This window comes from Actinomadura macra NBRC 14102 (genome assembly GCF_001552215.1).
Classification (GTDB): Bacteria; Actinomycetota; Actinomycetes; order Streptosporangiales; family Streptosporangiaceae; genus Spirillospora; species Spirillospora macra.
Genome location: NZ_BCQT01000004.1, coordinates 84,953 through 101,686, shown reverse-complemented (window position 1 = coordinate 101,686; position 16,734 = coordinate 84,953). Strand labels below are relative to the sequence as shown.

Below are 16,734 nucleotides of genomic sequence, written 5' to 3'. Positions count from 1 at the left end.
CGCCCACCAGTCAGGTGACGCGCTCGCGCGGCGTGGGAGATCAGCTGTTCTCTGAAGTCAGTGGTCCTTGGGCAGCCGCAGGACGTATCCGACCCGCGGGATCGTGTGGATCAGCGGCGGGTCGATCGCGTCGACCTTCCGGCGCAGATAGCTGACGTAGGTCTGCACGACGCCGTCGTTGCCGCCATGGTCGTAGTTCCACACGTGGTCGAGGATCTGCCGCTTGGTCAGGACGCGCCCGGCGTTGATGACGAGGTAGCGCAGCAGCTTGAACTCCGTCGGCGTCAGGTCCAGCGGCTCGCCCTGCCGCCGTACCTCGTACGCCTCCTCGTCGATTACGAGGTCGGCGAACGACAACCGTGCCTCGGCCGGCTCCGCGCTGCTCGTCCGCCGCAGCACCGCCCGTATCCGGGCGATGAGCTCCTCCAGGCTGAAGGGTTTGGTGACGTAGTCGTCGCCGCCCACGGTCAACCCAGCGATCTTGTCCTCGGTGGCGTCCCGCGCGGTGAGGAACACGACCGGCGCCGCGCAACCCTCGCGCCGCAGCCGGTGGCAGGTGTCCAGCCCCGACCCGTCCGGGAGCATCACGTCGAGCACGATCAGGTCGGGGCGGAAGTCGGCCACCCTCGCCGTCGTCTCGGCGCACGTTCCAGCGACCTCGGCGGTGTACCCCTCGTACCGCAGGGCCGTGGCGACCAGATCGGCGAGATAGGGCTCGTCGTCTACGACGAGAACGCGCTGTGCGGACTGATTCATGACTCCAAGTGTGAACGGTGGACCTTGGAAAACGCAGAGAAAGCTGTGTGAGGGGTCTCTGCGTCTCTCGGAGGCTACGTCGGATGCCCAGCCCCATGGGCCTCCTTCGCGCGCCTCCCCCGCCGGTCCGCCGGCCGGCCTGACGGGGGATAAAAGACCTCCCGCCGCAGGTGGAAGACGATACGTGGTCAGTTCCGTAGCGTGCCATCCGATCCGACTGAGTTCCAACGGAAAGGGGCGGTTCATGAAATCCGAATTCGACCTGTCCGGTGAGCACATCCTGGTGACGGGCGGGTCCCGGGGCATCGGCCAGGCGGTCGTGTTGGCGCTCGTCCGGGGCGGCGCGCGGGTCACCGCGTCCTACGTGCAGGACGGCGAGGCCATCGCTGCCCTGGACAAAAGGCTCGCCAACCTGGGCGCCGACTACCAGCTCGTGCGTGCGGACGCGGCGAAGGCGTCCGACGTCTCCGCTCTGGTGGAGCGTGCGCACGAGCGTTTCGGCGGCCTTGCGGGCATCGTCAACAACGCCGGCGTCGTGAGCCATCGCACGATCGAGGACCTGGAGCCGGCGGAGTGGCATCGCGTCCTGGACGTGAACCTCACCGGCATGTACCTGACGGTCCAGGCCGCGCTGAAATGGCTGGAGCCGGGCGCGTCCATCGTCAATGTCACCTCGGCGGTCGCATTCCGCGGAATGGCCGGACGAGTGCATTACACGGCCGCGAAATCGGGAGTCACCGGGCTCACGCGGTCGCTGTGCAAGGAACTCGGACCGCGCGGCATCCGGGTGAACGGTATCGCCCCCGGACTGGTGGACACCGACCAGATGACCGGGGTCCCGCAGGCGGCGCGGGACCGCTACGCCGGCATGATCGCGCTCGGCCGGTTCGCCGACCCCGAGGAGGTCGCCGGGCCGGTGCTGTTCCTGCTCAGCGACGCCGCCCGCTACGTCACCGGCGCGACCCTGCATGTGGACGGGGGAATCTGATGATCAGGGCCACCCTGCGGATGCGCGTCCGGCCGGGCGGGGGGCAGGCGTTCGAGCGGGCCTTCGACGTGGTCGCGGCCGCGACCAGCCAGGAGCCCGCCAACCTCCGCCAGTCGCTGCTGCGCGGCGACGAGCCGGACACCTACGTGATCACCAGTGACTGGGCGAGCCTCGCGGCGTTCCGCGCGTTCGAGCGCAGCCCGGCCCAGGACCGGCTGACGGCGCCGCTGCGCGAGCTGCGGATGTCGGCCGACATGCGCGTCGACGAGATCGTCCGGCACGTCGACGCCGAGGAGACCGGTACCGGCCGGACCGAGCACGAGGAGGATTCGAGATGACCGTACGGGTGATGGTGTTCGCGTCCGTCAAGGAGGACCAGCGGGGCCCGTTCGAGGCCGCCTACACCGAGGTCGCGGCCAAGGTCGCGGGCACTCCGGGCCATGTCCGCGACGAGCTGCTGCGCGACGACGCCCGTCCCGGGGGCTACATCCTGCTGAGCGAGTGGGAGAGCGAGGAGCAGTTCCTCGCCTGGGAGGACGCGCCCGTCCACAAGCAGGCGACCACGCCGATGCGGCCCTACTGGGCGGGGCGGGTCGAGCGGAAGATCTACCCGGTGCGGGCGACTGCTGACGGTGTGCGGCCGGGTGGCGGGACATGACAGGCCGTTCCGGGGGGTGTGGGGGGTCGCGGAATGAGGGCGGGGTCGCGATCGTGGGCGGCGGTATCGGCGGGCTGACCACGGCCATCGCCCTGCGCCGGCTCGGCCTGCGCACCACGGTCTACGAGCGGGCGTCCGACCTGGGCCGGATCCAGACCGGCGGCGGCCTGATGCTGTGGCACAACGCCGTGCGCGCGCTCCGCCTCCTCGGCCTCCAGGACGAGCTGGCGAAGATCGGGCACGAGATCCGGGCGCAGGAGTTCCACTCGTGGCGGGGCCGGCGGCTGGCGCGGTGGCCGGTGAGCGAGATCAGCGAGCGGTGCGGCGTGCCCGTCTACGCGGTGAGCCGCCCGGAGCTGCACCGGATGCTGACCGGGCAGGTCGGCGCGGACCTGCGGCTGGGCTCCCGTTGCGCCGGCCTCGCCACCGGCGCGGACGGCGTGACGGTGCGCCTGGCCAGGCCCGGCGGTCAGCGGGAGGAGATCCACCGCGACCTGCTCGTCGGCGCGGACGGGTTGCGCTCCACCGTCCGGGCGACGCTGATGCCGTACGAGCCGCCGCCCCGCTACGCCGGGTACACCGCGTGGCAGGGCGTCGTCCCGGACCCCGGCGTGCGCCCGGGGACGTTCGTCAACATCTGGGGCCGGGGTCGCCGGTTCGTCTACTACCCGCTCGCGGACGGCCTCGTGTACTGGGACGCCATCACCAGCGACCGCATCGGCCACGGGCTGGACGCGCTCGGCAGCACCGGCGGGCAGATCGTGACCGAGCAGTTCGCCGGCTGGCCCGACCCCGTCGCCGCGCTCATCGGCGCCACCCCGGCCGAGGAGATCACTCCCATCGACATCTACGACCGGACGCCCGTCCCGCGCTGGAGCACGGGCGGGGTCACGCTGCTCGGCGACGCCGCCCACCCGATGGCCTTCAACCTCGGGCAGGGCGGATGCCAGTCGATCGAGGACGCGCTGGTGCTCTCCCAGTGCGTGGACGCGGCGGCGTCGATCGGCGAGGCGCTGGAGCTGTACGAGCGGCGCCGGGTGGACCGCACGGCCACGATCGTCCGGCGGTCGCGGGTCATCGGCTCGCTCAGCCGCTGGGAGCACGCCGCGCTGTGCCGTTTCCGCGAGGTCTTCATGCGGCTCGCCTTCAGGCGCGTCGTCTACCGCAAGACCTTCGACCTGATCACCGGAACCGACTTCTGAGGAGGCGACCGCGATGCTCGCGAGGACGCTGTCCATGGTCGTGCTGCTCGGCAGCGGCACGGTGGCGGGCACCCTGTTCGCCGTGTGGCGCGCGATCGTGCCCACCCTCGTCGCGCTGCCGGGGGACCGCTACGTGCAGGTGCACCAGCTGCTCGACCGGCGGTTCGACCCGCTGCTGCCGTGGGTGACCCGCGTGACGATGGCGACCGCCGTCGTCTTCACGCTGCTGCCCGTCGGGCTGACCGCGCGGCTGCTGTGCTGCGCGGGGCTCGCCATGTCCGTGCTGGTCGCGGTGGTCTCCGACACCCGCAACGTGCCGATCAACCGCACGATCTCCGGGTGGGACCCCGAGGACGCCCCGGCCGGCTGGGACGACCTGCGCGCCCGGTGGTGCCGCGCCAACTCCGTCCGCACGGCGTTCGCGCTGGCCGGGTTCGGCCTGTACGCGCTCGCCGCACTGTCCATCGCCTAATCCGTCCAAAGGAAAGGACCGATCACCGTGGAACGCCACGCGATCATGTTCAGGATCAAGCCCGGCACGCAGGACCGGGTGAAGGAACTGCTCGCCGGGTACGCGCCGCCCGAGTGGACGGCACCGGACGGCACCCGGCTGGTCAGCACGTCGGTGTTCGTCAAGGACGACCTCGTCGTCCGGATGATCGAGATCGACGGGAACCTGCCCGGGCTGATGGCGCACCTGTCGGCGCAGCCCACCATCCAGCGGGTCGAGCGGGAGATCGCGCAGTACCTGGCCGACGAGCGCGACACCAGTACCCCGGAGGGGACCCGCGACTTCTTCATCAACTCGCTGATGCAGCACGTCACGACGCGCCGCTCCGATCCCGCGCAGACGCCGGCATGAGCCCGGCCCTGACGGTTCCCGCCGGGATGATGATCGACGTCCACGGGCACCTGGCCGCCGCGGGCGCGGGCGGGCTCGGCCCGCCGAGCCTGTTCGACCCCGAGGGCTCGATCGAGGCCAAGCGCGAGCAGGGCATCGGCCTCACCGTCATCGGCAGCCCGTGCGGCGCGGGCTCGATGCTCCCCGGTGCGGCCGCGGAGAACTACGCGCAGCCGGTCGCCAAGGTCCGCGCGTACAACGAGGCCATCGGCGACCTCGTCGACCGCTTCCCGGACGCGTTGCGCGCCTACGCCTACCTCGACCCGTTCGGCGGGGACGCGATGCTGGAGCAGGCCGCCGAGCTGATGAAGGACCCGCGGTTCGTCGGGCTGATCGTCAACAGCAGCATCGACGGCGAGTACCTGAGCGCGCCGCGGGCGGACGGGTTCTTCGCGATGGCGGCCGAGACGGCGTCGCCGGTGCTGGTGCACCCGCCGGCCGAGCCGGTCGGGACGTCCGCGATGGGCGGGCACATCGGTCTCGTCGAGCACGCGGTGCGGCCGTGCGACATCACCGCGGGGATCGCCGCGATCGTCTGCGCGGGCTGGCTGGAGCGCTATCCCGCGCTCCGGCTGATCGCCGCCGGTGGCGGCGGCGGGCTGGCGCACCTCCCCGAGAAGCTGGACGCGGCGATGCGCCCGTGGCCGGGGCAGCCGCCGACCGGCCCGCACGACTCGCCGGGCACGGCGACGCCGAGCGAGTCGCTCGTCCGGATCTACGTCGACACGTCCTTTCCGAACGCGGCACAACTGCGCGCCAACCTGACCACGTTCACGTCCTCGCAAATCCTGGTGGGAACGGACGCCCCGCCATTGATGGACCAGGTGCGGCCGATCACGGACATCATCGCGAGCGAACTGCCCGACCCGGCCGACCGCGACCGGGTCTCGTACCGGAACGCGCTGGAACTGTTCGACTTCTCCTGACCATTTCCCGATTCGACGGCCGCATGCTCAACCCCGGAGCGTGCGGCCGTCGGCATGCCGCCCTAGACGGCACTTCTCCACCGCAAGGGGGACATTTCGGCTGTCGGGAGGAGGGCGCAGTTCACGTCGGAGGGGGAAGACCGGACCCGTTCTGACATTTAGCGTGAAGACGATTCCAAGGGAAACCTAAGGAGCATCCAGTGACCGACCGGATTCTCATAGTCGCACGAATGCGGCCTGATTCCGCGGACGACGTGGCGGGGCTGTTCGGCGCGTCCGACGAGACGGAACTGCCCCGGGTCCTCGGCGTGACCCGCCGGCATCTCTTCCGGTACCAGGATCTGTACTTCCACTACGCCGAATTCGCCGGTGGCGCGGCCGAGGCGATGGCCACGGCCCGCCGGCGCCCGGACTTCCAGCGGCTGAGCGACGACCTCGGCGCGCACATCTCGCCGTTCGACCCGGCGACCTGGCGCAGCCCCGCCGACGCCATGGCCGAGGGCTTCTACGAGTGGACGGGGAGCCCGCGATGACCGCCGTCGACGCCCGGGGGACGGCGCTCGCCGCCGACCCGGAGGACGAGAAGTGGCTGCGGTGCGTCCAGTGCGGCGCGTCCGTCTACGTCCCGCGCCTGGTCCGCAACCAGCATGTGTGCCCGGAATGCGGACACCACCGCCGTCTCGGCGCCCACGAGCGGCTCGACGTCCTGGTGGACGAGGGCTCGTTCCGTCCCGCCGAGCAGGTGCGCGGCGCGGACCCGCTGGAGTTCCGCGACTCCCGCCCGTACACCGAGCGGCTCGCGCAGGCCCGGCGCCGCACCGGTCTGGAAGACGCGATGCTCTACGGCACCGCCGCCATCGGCGGGCACCCGGTGATGGTCGCCGTCATGGACTTCGGGTTCATGGGCGGCAGCATGGGCTCGGCGGTCGGCGAGACCGTGGCGCGGGCCGCCGAGGAGGCCGAGGCGCGGCGGTGGCCGCTGGTCCTCGCCGCCGGATCGGGCGGCGCCCGGATGCAGGAGGGCGCGCTCTCGCTGATGCAGATGGCGAAGTCCGCGCAGGCGCTCGAACGGCTCCGCGACGCGGGCGTGCCGTCGATCTGCGTGCTGACCGACCCGACCTTCGGCGGTGTCACCGCGTCGTTCGCCACGCTGGCGGACCTGCTGGTCGCCGAGCGCGGCGGCCTGATCGGGTTCGCCGGGCCCCGCGTGATCGAGGCCGCGACCCGGGAGCGGCTGCCCGCCGGCTTCCAGACGGCGGAGTACCTCAAGGGCCAGGGGATGCTCGACCGGGTGGAGCCGAGGGACGGCGTCCGCCCGCTCCTCGCCCGGCTCCTGACCCTGCTCGGCGGTGACCGCAAGCCGCAGGCCGGCGCGCCCGGCGATGCCCCGTCCGGCACCGCGTCCGGCGCCGCGTCCGGCTCGGGGGGCCGGGCGGCTCGCGCCTCCGCGCGGAGCGCGTGGGACACCGTCAAGCTGGCCCGCGACATCTACCGGCCGACGACGCTCGACTACATCTGGCAGATCTGCGGCGACTTCGTGGAGCTGCACGGCGACCGGCACTTCCGGGACGATCCGGCGGTGGTCGGCGGCATCGGTGACATCGACGGCGTCAGCGTGATGATCATCGGGCACCAGAAGGGCCACGACACCAAGGAACTCGTCACCCGCAACTTCGGGATGCCCGGCCCCGAGGGCTACCGCAAGGCGCTGCGCCTGATGCGGCTCGCCGACTCGCTCGGCCTGCCGGTCGTCACGCTGGTCGACACGCAGGGCGCCGCGCCCGGTGTCGGCGCCGAGGAGCGCGGCCAGGCGTGGGCGATCTCCGAGTGCATCGCCGGGATGTCACGGCTGCGGGTGCCGGTCGTCGCGACCGTGACGGGAGAGGGCGGCAGCGGCGGCGCTCTCGCACTGGCCGTCGCCAACACCGTGCTGATGATGGAGAACGCCTGCTACTCGGTGATCAGCCCGGAGAGCTGCTCGACGATCCTGCACGGCGACCCGTCCCGGGGCGCCGCCATGGCCGAGGCGCTGCGCATCACCGCGCCGGAGCTGCTCGAGCTCGGCGTCGTCGACGGGGTGGTGGACGAGCCGGACGGCGGCGCGCAGGTGGCGCCGTCCGAGGCGGCCGCCGCCCTGAGGTCCGCCGTGCTGTCCGCCCTCGCCGACCTCGGCGGGCTCGACGCGGATGAGCTGCGAGAGCAGCGGCACGCCCGGTTCCGCCGCCAGGGAGTGGTCACCGATGCTTGAGCCCGCCGAGCCCGCCGAGCCCGCCGAGCCCGCCGAGCCCACCGAGCCCACCGGAGCCGTCGAGTCGGCCGAGCACGCCGCCGTACCGTCCCCTGCTCCGTCCGCTGCGCAGCCCTCGCCGGGGCACGAGTCGCTGCGGCTGCTCCGCGAAGAGGTGAGCCACCTCGTCAAGACCGTCCCCGGGCCGGTCACGAGCGTCTCGGCGCGTCTCGGCGAATGCGTCCTGGAGGTCACGTGGGCGCAGCAGGCCCCGGAGGTCACACGGACCGTCGTCGCCGCCCCGGTGCCCGCCGAGGCCGGTGGCCCGGCGGTGGAGGCCGCCGCGCCGCCCGTCGACGACACCCTCAAGCGCGTCGTCGCCCCGCTCGTCGGGACGTTCTACGTGGCTCCCGAGCCGGGCGCGCCCCCGTTCGTCCAGCCGGGCGACCGGATCGAGGCCGGGCAGACGATCGGGATCGTCGAGGCGATGAAGCTGATGAACCCCGTCGCGTCCGACTGGTCCGGCGAGGTGCTCCAGGTGATGGTGGACGACGCCGAGCCGGTGGAGTTCGGCCAGGTGCTCGTCAGGGTCAGGACGGACGGGCCATGAGCCGCCCGATCGGCACGGTACTGATCGCCAACCGCGGCGAGATCGCCCTGCGCGTCGCCCGGTCCTGCCGCGAGATGGGCGTGCGCAGCGTGGCCGTCTACTCGACCGCCGACCGCGACTCCGCGGTCGTGCGGTACGCGGACGAGGCGGTGCACATCGGTCCTGCCCCGGCCCGGCGCAGCTACCTGTACGTGCCGAACCTCATCGAGGCCGCGCTGCGCGCCGGCGCCGACGCCGTCCACCCCGGCTACGGGTTCCTGTCCGAGGACCCCGACTTCGCTCAGGTGTGCGCGGAGAACGGGCTCGCGTTCATCGGCCCGCGCCCGGACGTGATGGAGTGCGTCGGCGACAAGGCCCGGGTCCGCACGCTCATGGGCGCCGCAGGCCTGCCGCTGCTGCCCGGCAGCGACGGCAGCGTGCCCACCCTCGCCGACGCCGAGGAGATCGCCGCCGAGATCGGCTACCCGGTCATCGTGAAGGCGGCGGCCGGGGGCGGCGGGCGCGGCATCGAGGTCGCCCGCGACCGCGCCGCGCTCCAGGAGGCGTTCCGCCGGACGACGGCGCTCGCACGGCAGGTCTTCGGGATCGGGGACGTCTACCTGGAGAGGTTCGTCCCCGCCGCGCGGCACGTGGAGGTCCAGCTGCTCTGCGACGAGCACGGGGAGGCCGTCCATCTGGGGGAGCGGGACTGCTCGTTGCAGCGCCGCAACCAGAAGCTCGTGGAGGAGTCGCCGTCCCCGGCGCTGTCCGCCGAACTGCGCGCCGAGCTGGGCCGGCACGCCCTCACCGGCGCGCGCGCCGTCGGCTACACCGGCGCGGGGACGATGGAGTTCCTCGTCGACGACGACGGGGCGCTCACCTTCATGGAGATCAACGGGCGCATCCAGGTCGAGCATCCCGTCACCGAGATGATGACCGGGATCGACCTGGTCAAGGAGCAGATCCGGGTGGCCGCCGGGGAGCCCCTCGGGTACGGGCAGGACGACGTCCGGCCGCGCGGCGCGGCGCTGGAGTGCCGCATCAACGCCGAGGACCCCGCCGCCGGGTTCCGGCCGACCCCCGGGCGGCTTGAGGTGTTCCGTCCGCCGGGCGGCCCGGGAGTGCGGATCGATTCGGGGTTCGCGCAGGGCGACTGCGTCCCGCCGAACTACGACTCGCTCGTCGCCAAGCTCGTCGTGTGGGCACCGACCAGGCAGGAGGCGATCGAGCGGGCGGCGCGCGGGCTGGCCGAGTTCGCCGTGGACGGCCCCGGCGTCGCCACGACCATCCCGCTGCTCCAACGGCTCCTCGCGCACCCGGTGTTCGTCCGGGGCGAGCACACGACCCGATTCGTCGACGAACTGATGGCCGGGCGGAGACCGGCCGAAGAAGAAGAGGAAAGGGAACCGCAATGCCTGTAGAGAAGATCACTGACGAGGACGTCCTCCAGCTGCTGATCGCCGTCGGGCTGGACAAGGCCGCCGGCGCCGAGTCCCTCGCCCGCTCCTTCGAGGAGCTCGACCTGGACTCGCTGGCCCGGATGGAGATCGCCACCCGGATCCAGGACCGCTACGACATCGACGTCGAAGAGGACCTGACCGCCGAGCAGACCCCCGAGGGGCTCAGGCGCATGGTCACCGAACGCCGGCTCGTCGCCTGACCCCCCGCCCGCCCGAGCCCGAACGCCTGAGGGAGCCCACCGTGATCGGACACACCGACAACGCCATCGAGATCGACGCGCCCGTCCCGTTCGTCTTCGCGCAGACCAACGACGTGCGGAGCTGGCCGGACCTGTTCTCCGAGTACGCCAAGACCGAGATCCTCGACGAGGGGGAGGACTCGGTCACCTTCCGCCTGACGATGCACCCGGACGAGCAGGGCCGCGAGTGGGCCTGGGTGTCCACCCGGGCCTGGGACACCAGTACCTGGACCGTCCGGTCCCGGCGGGTCGAGAAGGGCCCGTTCGAGTTCATGAACATCACCTGGACGTTCGAGGAGCTGGCCGCCGACCGCACCCGGATGCGCTGGGTGCAGGACTTCGAGATGAAGGACGGCGCGCCCCTGGACACCGCCGGGATGACCGAGCGGATCAACGCCAACACGGCGGTCCAGATGGGGCTGATCAAGGACAAGGTGGAGCGTCGCCGCCGGACCGTCATCGGCTTCCACGACGTGCCCGCCAACACCCGGCGCGGCGGCGACCTGCGCGCGATGGTGTCGCCCGCCACGACCGGGTCCACGTCCGGCTTCTGCGGGGCGGTGCGGCTCGCGCCCGGCGAGAAGGTCACCGAGCACTACCACCCCTACTCCGAGGAGTACCTGTTCGTCGCGACCGGCGAGCTGCGGGTCGAGCTGGACGGCGAGCCGATGGCGGTCGGGGCGGAGCAGGCGCTGCTCATCCCCCGCAACGTCCGGCACCGGCTCCTGAACGAGGGGGACGCGGAGGTCCTCGCGATCTTCCAGCTCAGCCCGCTGGCGCCGCGTCCCGAACTGGGCCACGTCGACACCGAACCGCACCCCGAGGAGGTCTCATGAGGCGGGTGGCGGTCACCGGGATCGGGGTCGTCGCGCCCGGCGGCCCGTCCCGCGAGGAGTTCTGGCAGCGCATCGTGGACGGCAAACCCGCGGTCCGGCGGATCAGCGCGTTCGAACCGTCCGGTTACCGGTCGCAGATCGCCGCCGAGATCGACTTCGACCCGGCCCGGTACGGGCTGACGCCGCGCGAGACGCGGCGGATGGACCGGTTCGTGCAGTTCACGGTGGCGTGCGCGGACGAGGCGCTCGCCGACTCCGGCATCGAGTTCACCGACCGCGACCGGGTCGGGGTGTCCATCGGCTCCGCCGTCGGCGCCACGATCACGCTGGAGGACGAGTACGTCGTCGCCAGCGACCACGGCCGGGACTGGGTCGTGGACCACCGGCACGCCATGCCGTTCCTGTACCAGGCGCTCGTGCCCTCCAGCGCCGCGACCGAGCTGTCGGTCCGGTACGGGGTGCACGGCCCGGCCGCGGTCATCTCGACCGGCTGCACGTCCGGGATCGACTCGCTCGGGCACGCCCTCCAGCTCATCCAGGACGGTGAGGCCGACGTGATGATCGCCGGGGCGTCCGACGCGCCGATCTCCCCGATCACGGTCGCGTGCTTCGACGCGATCCGGGCCACGACACCGTCCAACGACGACCCGGAGCTGGCCTCCCGCCCGTTCGACAACGACCGGAAGGGGTTCGTGCTGGGAGAGGGCGCCGCCGTCCTCGTCCTGGAGGAGCTGGAGCACGCGCGGGCCCGCGGCGCGCGGGTGTACTGCGAGGTGAGCGGGTACGCGGCGCGCGCCAACAGCTTCCACATGACGGGGCTGCGGCCGGACGGGTTCGAGCTCGGCGAGGCGATCGCGGACGCGCTGGACCAGGCGTTCCTGAACGCCGACGACATCGGCTACATCAGCGCGCACGGCTCGGGCACCAAGCAGAACGACCGGCACGAGACCGCCGCGTACAAGCGCGCCCTCGGTGAGGCCGCACGGGACGTGCCGATCAGCTCGATCAAGTCCGTGATCGGACACTCGCTGGGCGCGATCGGCTCCATCGAGATGGCGGCGTGCGCGCTGGTGATCGACCGGGGCGTGGTCCCGCCCACCGCGAACCTGCACACCCCCGACCCCGACTGCGATCTGGACTACACGCCGCTGGTGGCGCGGGAGGCGCGGGTCGACCACGTCCTGTCGGCGGGCAGCGGCTTCGGCGGGTTCCAGTCCGCGATGGTGTTCAGCCGCGCGGGGGTGGCCTCGTGAAGCCGCGCCGCGCCGTCATCACCGGCCTGGGCGTCGTCGCGCCGACCGGCATCGGCGTCACCGAGCACTGGGCGGCGACGCTGTCGGGCCGCTGCCGCATCGCGCCCGTCCGCGATGTCGACGCATCCGGGCTGCCGGTGCGCCTGGCCGGGCAGGTGGAGGGGTTCGAGCAGTCGGAGTTCGTGGAGAACCGGCTCGCCGTCCAGACCGACCGGTGGACGTGGATGGCCCTCGCGGCCACCCAGCTCGGGTTCGTCGACGCCGCGCTCGACCCGGCGAAGGAGGACCCGTTCAAGCTCTCGGTGGTCACGGCGAGCGCGTCCGGCGGCAACGCCTTCGGGCAGCGGGAGATCCAGGCGCTGTGGAAGGACGGCCCCCGCCAGGTGAGCGCGTACCAGTCGATCGGCTGGTTCTACGCGGCGAGCAGCGGCCAGATCTCCATCAAGCACAAGCTCAAGGGTGCCTGCGGCGTCCTGGTGGCCGACGGCGCCGGGGCCGTGGACGCGCTGGCGGCGGCCCGCCGCCAGATCGGGCGGGGGCTCTCGGTGGTGGTGACCGGTGGCACCGAGGCCCCGCTGTCGCCGTACGCGCTCGCCTGCCAGGCGAGCCTGGACACCCTGAGCGGCGGCACCGACCCGGCCCGCGCGTACCGTCCGTTCGCGGGCGACGCCACCGGTTACGTGCCGGGGGAGGGCGGCGCGATCCTCGTCGTCGAGGAGCTGGCGCACGCGCGCCGGCGCGGCGCGCCGCAGGTCTACGCGGAGGTCGCCGGTACGGCGTCCACTCACGACGCCTTCCACGTCACCGACGTCGCGCCCGACCACGCGCAGCTCGCGCGGGCCGTCCGGCTGGCCCTCGACCGCGCGGGCTGCGCGCCGGGCGACATCGGTGCCGTCTTCGCGGACGCCGCCGGCGCCCCCGGCCTGGACCGGCTGGAGGTCGCCGCGCTCCGTGCGGTGTTCGGCTCCCGGCGCGTCCCGGTGACGGTGCCGAAGACCATGACCGGACGCCTGTACTCCGGCGGGGCGGCGCTGGACCTGGCCTGGGCCGCGCAGGCGCTGAGCACCGGGATCATCCCGCCCTCGGTGAACCTGACCGAGCGGGACGACCTGGATCTGGTCACCTCGCCGCGGGAGGCGCCCGGACTCGCCGCCGTCCTCGTGGTGGCGCGCGGTGTCGGGGGCTTCAACTCCGCGGCCGTCCTCAGGACACCCGATGCCTGACGAGAGGACTCGCATGCGTTTCACGGTCATCGGCTCCACCCTGCTGATCGCCGCGCCGCTGTTCGCCGGCGCGGGCGGCGCCCGGGCCGACACGCCCCCGGGGCACGTGGAAGGGACACTTCCGAGCGGCGCGACCTGGGTCATGGACGTCCCGTCCGGCTGGAACGGCACCGTGCTGCTCTACAGCCACGGTTACGTGACCGAGGGGCAGCCGAACCCGGCGCGCAACGCCTCCACCGACGCCGTCCGGGACGCGGCCCTCGCACGTGGCTACGCCCTGATCGGCTCGTCCTACTCGCGGACGGGCTGGGCCGTGGGCGAGGCCGTCCCCGACCAGCTCGCCACCCTCGACGAGTTCACCCGCCGCTTCGGCGCGCCGCGCCGCAAGCTCGCCTGGGGAACGTCCTACGGCGGTCTCGTGACCACGGCGTTCGCCGAGCGGCACGGCGGACGCTTCGACGGGACCCTCGCGCTCTGTGGCCTGCACCAGGGCGGCGTCGCCCACTTCAACGCCCTGCTGGACACCACGTACGCGGTCAAGACCCTCATCGGCGGACTCGACGACGTGCCGCTGACCGGCGTCCCCGACCAGGCCACCGCGACGCAGTTGGCGGGCAAGGTCACGGCGGCGCTGCGGCAGGCACAGGAGACCCCGGAAGGGCGCGCCCGCATCTCCCTGGCCGCCGCCCTGTACAACCTTCCGTCGTGGCCGGGCCCGATGGTGCCCGAACCGGCCCCGGACGACTACGAAACCTGGGAGGTCAACCAGCAACGGCACCTGGTGGGTCCCTTCTTCAACGTCGCCTACACCTGGCGAGCGGAGGTCGAGGCCCGCACCGGCGGCAACGTCTCCTGGAACCGTGGCGTCGACTACCGCTCCCTGCTGGCCAAGTCCGCCGACAGGAAGGAAGTAGAAACGCTCTACGGCAAGGCGGGTCTGTCCCTGAAGAAGGACCTGGGAACCCTCAACAAGGGGGCCGGGGTGCGGTCCGACCCGTCCGCGGTGGCGCGGCTCGCCCGGACCAGCTTCTTCAGCGGGAACCTGAGGACGCCGATGCTGACCGTCCACACGACGGGCGATGGAGTGGTGCCCATCCAGGTGCAGAACAACTACCGGCGCCTGGTCGGTGATGACACGCGTCTGGGGCAGGCCTACGTCCGGCGGGCGGGCCACTGTAGTTTCACCACCGGTGAGGTGCTGACGGCGATCAGGACCCTGGAGGCCCGGCTGGAGGGGGGAACCTGGTCGCTCGACCCCGCCGCCCTCAACCGGACCGCGCAGGACCTCGACCCGGCCGTTCCGGCGTTCACCACCGCCGACCCGGGCCCCTACCTGCGCCCCTTCGACTCCGGCGGGGGTTCGTGATGCGGCTGACGGTGTTCGGCGCCACGGGCAGCACCGGCGGACCGTTCGTCCGCCAGGCACTGGAGGCCGGCCACGAGGTGACCGCCGTGGTCCGCGGCGAGCCGACGGCCCTGATCGACCGGATGCAGGGCACCCCGGGCCAGTTCCTCGCGGTGCGGGCCGACCTGATGAACCCGGTCGAGATCGAGCCGTACATCTGCGGCCGAGACGCCGTCGTCTCCATCCTCGGTTCCGCTGGACGCGGGCCGTCGACGGTCCGCGAGAGAGGGGCCCGGAGCGTCACCGCGGCGATGTCGAAGACGGAGGTGAGGCGCCTGGTGATCGTGAGCGTGAGCGCGGCCTACACGGAGGTGAAGGACGACCCGTTCGCGCGTTTCGTCGTCAAGCCGCTGGTCCGCCGGATCCTCAAGCACCCCTTCACCGACGCGCGCGCGATGGAACGGGTCGTACGCGACACCGACCTCGACTGGACGATCATCCGGCCGCCCCGGCTCACCGCGGGCGAGCTCACCCGCGACTACCGGATCGGGGTGGACAAGGGGCTGCGCGGCGCCTACCGCATCTCCCGCGCCGACCTGGCCGACTGCCTGATCGGGATCATCGACGACCCCGACTTCCACCGGGCCACGGTCTCGCCGGGCTACTGACCGGCCCGGCCCTCCGGTCCTCGCCGGACGCGAGGACCGGAGGGTGGTCCGGGCGGCTCAGCCCTTCTTCGACTCGCTGATCACACCACACGCGACGCGGCCGCCGGAGTCGCCCGTCCCGAGGGTCGCGGTGTCCGGCCCCTTCTTGCCATCGGCGGTGGCGTAGCGGTCGGGGATGTTGGCGTGGTTGTCGGGCAGCGCGTGGACGATGATCGCGGCGCCGTCGGCGTCCAGCAGCTGCTTGGCCGTGAAGCGGTCGGTGAGCGCCTCGCTCAGCCCGCGCCCGTCCTGACCGATCATCAGGTTGGGCAGGTCACCCGAGTGCGATGGATGGGTGTGCGTGGAGTCGAGGTTCAGATGGGTGCCGGCGGTGAAGAACGGGCTGACCTTGCCGGTGCTGGGGTCGACCGCGGCGGGGTCGCACTTGCCCGTCGTGTGGATGTGGAACCCGTGGAAGCCGGGGGAGATCTTCAACGCCCGTACCGACACCCGCTCCACGTTCGGCGCCGCGGGCTCGATGGACAGCGTGCCGACGAGCTCGCCCTTCACATCGCGTATCTGGGCGGTGAGCGCCCCTTTTCCGTCGTCGGTGGCCGCGTTCACGGCCGCCGAGACCGCTACCGTCCCGGCCAGACCGCCAAGGGTGGCCAGAGCCGTCAGATGGGCGATCGACAGAATCTTCTTCATCCTCGTCACCTCTCCAGGTCGGCGGGCGGAACGGGGTGAGGTCGCCCACCGGCTGCCTTGTTAGCGTTGGGCGCACCGCCGGGGCAATGCCCTCTACGGGATCGGGCAGGCAGCGAACAGGGGTTGGCAGCGAGGGTCACTTAGAAGTCAGAAAGGTCTAGCCAGAACGGTCAGTAAATAGGAAACTAACCTTTCAGATGGCTTGCCCCTGTCCCCGCCCACGGGAGCCCTAGATGTCCGTCAGGACCCATCCCACGCCCCCCGCCCACCGCACCACCGACTCCCCAGCCGCTCCCTACGCCTGGGCCGCCGGCCGGCTCTGCCTCGGCTGGATCTTCGTCTGGGCCTTCCTCGACAAGCTCCTCGGCCTTGACAAGCCGGCCCCTTCCGGCTGGCTGGACGGGACGTCCCCGTCCAAGGGATTCCTCAGCCACGTCGAGGGTCCCTTCAAGGGAATGTTCCACTCGATGGCCGGCCAGACCTGGGTCGACGCGTCCTACATGTTCGGCCTCGCCGGACTCGGCGTCGCCCTGACACTCGGCATCGGACTGCGGATCGCCGCGGCCGGTGGAACGATCCTGCTCGCCATGCTCTGGGCCGCGTCCCTGCCCCTGGAGACCAACCCGTTCATGGACGAGCACTGGATCTACGCCGCGCTGCTGATCGCCGTGGCCTTCGCCAACGCCGGTGACGCCGTCGGCCTCGGCCGGCCCTGGTCGCGGACGAGCCTCGTCCGCCGCTTCCCGTTCCTCCGCTGACGGCGTCCGGGTGAGTCG

General features: G+C 72.1%; 20 protein-coding genes. 18 read left to right on the top strand and 2 right to left on the bottom strand.

Going from position 1 to position 16,734, the window contains the following annotated elements; all coding sequences use genetic code 11:
- Positions 1–57: 57 nt before the first annotated feature.
- Entirely contained in the window at positions 58–756 is a 699-nt protein-coding gene (locus AMA02S_RS05225; RefSeq protein WP_067452455.1) for a response regulator transcription factor, read from the bottom strand.
- A gap of 244 nt (positions 757–1,000) precedes the next feature.
- Between AMA02S_RS05225 and AMA02S_RS05220 the strand changes: the two genes are divergently transcribed.
- From AMA02S_RS05220 to AMA02S_RS05140, 17 genes are all read left to right on the top strand, one after another.
- A complete protein-coding gene (locus tag AMA02S_RS05220) occupies positions 1,001–1,744 on the top strand; it encodes an SDR family NAD(P)-dependent oxidoreductase (RefSeq protein WP_067452452.1) in 744 nt (247 codons plus the stop codon).
- On the top strand, positions 1,744–2,082 hold the full coding sequence (locus AMA02S_RS05215; RefSeq protein ID WP_067452449.1) for an antibiotic biosynthesis monooxygenase family protein: 339 nt from the start codon (positions 1,744–1,746) through the stop codon (positions 2,080–2,082). Before AMA02S_RS05220 ends, AMA02S_RS05215 begins: the two co-directional genes overlap by 1 nt.
- Positions 2,079–2,402 (top strand): antibiotic biosynthesis monooxygenase family protein, encoded by a 324-nt coding sequence (locus AMA02S_RS05210; RefSeq protein ID WP_067452446.1) that lies wholly within the window; start codon positions 2,079–2,081, stop codon positions 2,400–2,402. Before AMA02S_RS05215 ends, AMA02S_RS05210 begins: the two co-directional genes overlap by 4 nt.
- A 53-nt stretch (positions 2,403–2,455) precedes the next feature.
- Positions 2,456–3,604, top strand: coding sequence for an FAD-dependent monooxygenase (locus AMA02S_RS05205; protein ID WP_218004856.1), 1,149 nt, complete (start codon positions 2,456–2,458; stop codon positions 3,602–3,604).
- Between the two features lie 13 nt (positions 3,605–3,617).
- Positions 3,618–4,076, top strand: coding sequence for an anthrone oxygenase family protein (locus tag AMA02S_RS05200; RefSeq protein ID WP_067452440.1), 459 nt, complete (start codon positions 3,618–3,620; stop codon positions 4,074–4,076).
- 27 nt (positions 4,077–4,103) lie between these two features.
- Positions 4,104–4,466, top strand: a complete 363-nt coding sequence (locus AMA02S_RS05195) for a SchA/CurD-like domain-containing protein (RefSeq protein ID WP_067452437.1) — start codon at positions 4,104–4,106, stop codon at positions 4,464–4,466.
- Complete coding sequence (locus tag AMA02S_RS05190; protein ID WP_084264665.1) at positions 4,463–5,431, top strand: amidohydrolase family protein; 969 nt, start codon at positions 4,463–4,465, stop codon at positions 5,429–5,431. Before AMA02S_RS05195 ends, AMA02S_RS05190 begins: the two co-directional genes overlap by 4 nt.
- Positions 5,432–5,661: 230 nt before the next feature.
- On the top strand, positions 5,662–5,964 hold the full coding sequence (locus AMA02S_RS05185; RefSeq protein ID WP_067453866.1) for a TcmI family type II polyketide cyclase: 303 nt from the start codon (positions 5,662–5,664) through the stop codon (positions 5,962–5,964).
- A complete protein-coding gene (locus tag AMA02S_RS05180; protein ID WP_067453861.1) occupies positions 5,961–7,679 on the top strand; it encodes an acetyl-CoA carboxylase carboxyltransferase subunit alpha in 1,719 nt (572 codons plus the stop codon). The genes AMA02S_RS05185 and AMA02S_RS05180 overlap by 4 nt, the downstream gene beginning before the upstream one ends.
- The gene (locus AMA02S_RS05175) at positions 7,672–8,268 is read left to right on the top strand and encodes an acetyl-CoA carboxylase biotin carboxyl carrier protein (protein ID WP_084264661.1); all 597 of its coding nucleotides are present in this window, start codon (positions 7,672–7,674) and stop codon (positions 8,266–8,268) included. The genes AMA02S_RS05180 and AMA02S_RS05175 overlap by 8 nt, the downstream gene beginning before the upstream one ends.
- Entirely contained in the window at positions 8,265–9,668 is a 1,404-nt protein-coding gene (locus AMA02S_RS05170; protein ID WP_067452431.1) for an acetyl-CoA carboxylase biotin carboxylase subunit, read from the top strand. Before AMA02S_RS05175 ends, AMA02S_RS05170 begins: the two co-directional genes overlap by 4 nt.
- Positions 9,659–9,907: an acyl carrier protein gene (locus AMA02S_RS05165; RefSeq protein ID WP_067452428.1), complete on the top strand. Its 249-nt coding sequence runs from the start codon at positions 9,659–9,661 to the stop codon at positions 9,905–9,907. The genes AMA02S_RS05170 and AMA02S_RS05165 overlap by 10 nt, the downstream gene beginning before the upstream one ends.
- A 41-nt stretch (positions 9,908–9,948) precedes the next feature.
- A complete protein-coding gene (locus AMA02S_RS44600) occupies positions 9,949–10,782 on the top strand; it encodes a cupin domain-containing protein (RefSeq protein WP_067452425.1) in 834 nt (277 codons plus the stop codon).
- Positions 10,779–12,035 (top strand): beta-ketoacyl-[acyl-carrier-protein] synthase family protein, encoded by a 1,257-nt coding sequence (locus AMA02S_RS05155; RefSeq protein WP_067452422.1) that lies wholly within the window; start codon positions 10,779–10,781, stop codon positions 12,033–12,035. The genes AMA02S_RS44600 and AMA02S_RS05155 overlap by 4 nt, the downstream gene beginning before the upstream one ends.
- Positions 12,032–13,258, top strand: a complete 1,227-nt coding sequence (locus AMA02S_RS05150) for a beta-ketoacyl synthase N-terminal-like domain-containing protein (protein WP_067452420.1) — start codon at positions 12,032–12,034, stop codon at positions 13,256–13,258. The genes AMA02S_RS05155 and AMA02S_RS05150 overlap by 4 nt, the downstream gene beginning before the upstream one ends.
- 13 nt (positions 13,259–13,271) lie before the next feature.
- Positions 13,272–14,624 carry an alpha/beta hydrolase family protein gene (locus AMA02S_RS05145; protein WP_169806779.1) on the top strand — a complete coding sequence of 451 codons (1,353 nt, stop codon included), beginning with the start codon at positions 13,272–13,274 and terminating at the stop codon, positions 14,622–14,624.
- A complete protein-coding gene (locus AMA02S_RS05140; RefSeq protein WP_067452415.1) occupies positions 14,624–15,271 on the top strand; it encodes an NAD(P)-dependent oxidoreductase in 648 nt (215 codons plus the stop codon). The genes AMA02S_RS05145 and AMA02S_RS05140 overlap by 1 nt, the downstream gene beginning before the upstream one ends.
- A 57-nt stretch (positions 15,272–15,328) precedes the next feature.
- Here the strand turns inward: AMA02S_RS05140 and AMA02S_RS05135 are convergent, their stop codons facing one another.
- Positions 15,329–15,958: a superoxide dismutase family protein gene (locus AMA02S_RS05135; protein WP_084264659.1), complete on the bottom strand. Its 630-nt coding sequence runs from the start codon at positions 15,956–15,958 to the stop codon at positions 15,329–15,331.
- Positions 15,959–16,191: 233 nt separating this feature from the next.
- On the opposite strand from AMA02S_RS05135, the gene AMA02S_RS05130 reads away from it, so the two are divergent.
- Positions 16,192–16,716, top strand: coding sequence for a DoxX family protein (locus AMA02S_RS05130; protein WP_067452412.1), 525 nt, complete (start codon positions 16,192–16,194; stop codon positions 16,714–16,716).
- The last annotated feature ends 18 nt before the right edge of the window (positions 16,717–16,734 follow it).

Coding starts and splice junctions, on each gene's coding strand:
- AMA02S_RS05225 (WP_067452455.1), bottom strand. CDS start 756: ATGAATCAGTCCGCACAGCGCGTTCTCGTCGTAGACGACGAGCCCTAT.
- AMA02S_RS05220 (WP_067452452.1), top strand. CDS start 1,001: ATGAAATCCGAATTCGACCTGTCCGGTGAGCACATCCTGGTGACGGGC.
- AMA02S_RS05215 (WP_067452449.1), top strand. CDS start 1,744: ATGATCAGGGCCACCCTGCGGATGCGCGTCCGGCCGGGCGGGGGGCAG.
- AMA02S_RS05210 (WP_067452446.1), top strand. CDS start 2,079: ATGACCGTACGGGTGATGGTGTTCGCGTCCGTCAAGGAGGACCAGCGG.
- AMA02S_RS05200 (WP_067452440.1), top strand. CDS start 3,618: ATGCTCGCGAGGACGCTGTCCATGGTCGTGCTGCTCGGCAGCGGCACG.
- AMA02S_RS05190 (WP_084264665.1), top strand. CDS start 4,463: ATGAGCCCGGCCCTGACGGTTCCCGCCGGGATGATGATCGACGTCCAC.
- AMA02S_RS05185 (WP_067453866.1), top strand. CDS start 5,662: ATGCGGCCTGATTCCGCGGACGACGTGGCGGGGCTGTTCGGCGCGTCC.
- AMA02S_RS05180 (WP_067453861.1), top strand. CDS start 5,961: ATGACCGCCGTCGACGCCCGGGGGACGGCGCTCGCCGCCGACCCGGAG.
- AMA02S_RS05175 (WP_084264661.1), top strand. CDS start 7,672: ATGCTTGAGCCCGCCGAGCCCGCCGAGCCCGCCGAGCCCGCCGAGCCC.
- AMA02S_RS05170 (WP_067452431.1), top strand. CDS start 8,265: ATGAGCCGCCCGATCGGCACGGTACTGATCGCCAACCGCGGCGAGATC.
- AMA02S_RS05165 (WP_067452428.1), top strand. CDS start 9,659: ATGCCTGTAGAGAAGATCACTGACGAGGACGTCCTCCAGCTGCTGATC.
- AMA02S_RS05155 (WP_067452422.1), top strand. CDS start 10,779: ATGAGGCGGGTGGCGGTCACCGGGATCGGGGTCGTCGCGCCCGGCGGC.
- AMA02S_RS05145 (WP_169806779.1), top strand. CDS start 13,272: ATGCGTTTCACGGTCATCGGCTCCACCCTGCTGATCGCCGCGCCGCTG.
- AMA02S_RS05140 (WP_067452415.1), top strand. CDS start 14,624: ATGCGGCTGACGGTGTTCGGCGCCACGGGCAGCACCGGCGGACCGTTC.
- AMA02S_RS05135 (WP_084264659.1), bottom strand. CDS start 15,958: ATGAAGAAGATTCTGTCGATCGCCCATCTGACGGCTCTGGCCACCCTT.
- AMA02S_RS05130 (WP_067452412.1), top strand. CDS start 16,192: ATGTCCGTCAGGACCCATCCCACGCCCCCCGCCCACCGCACCACCGAC.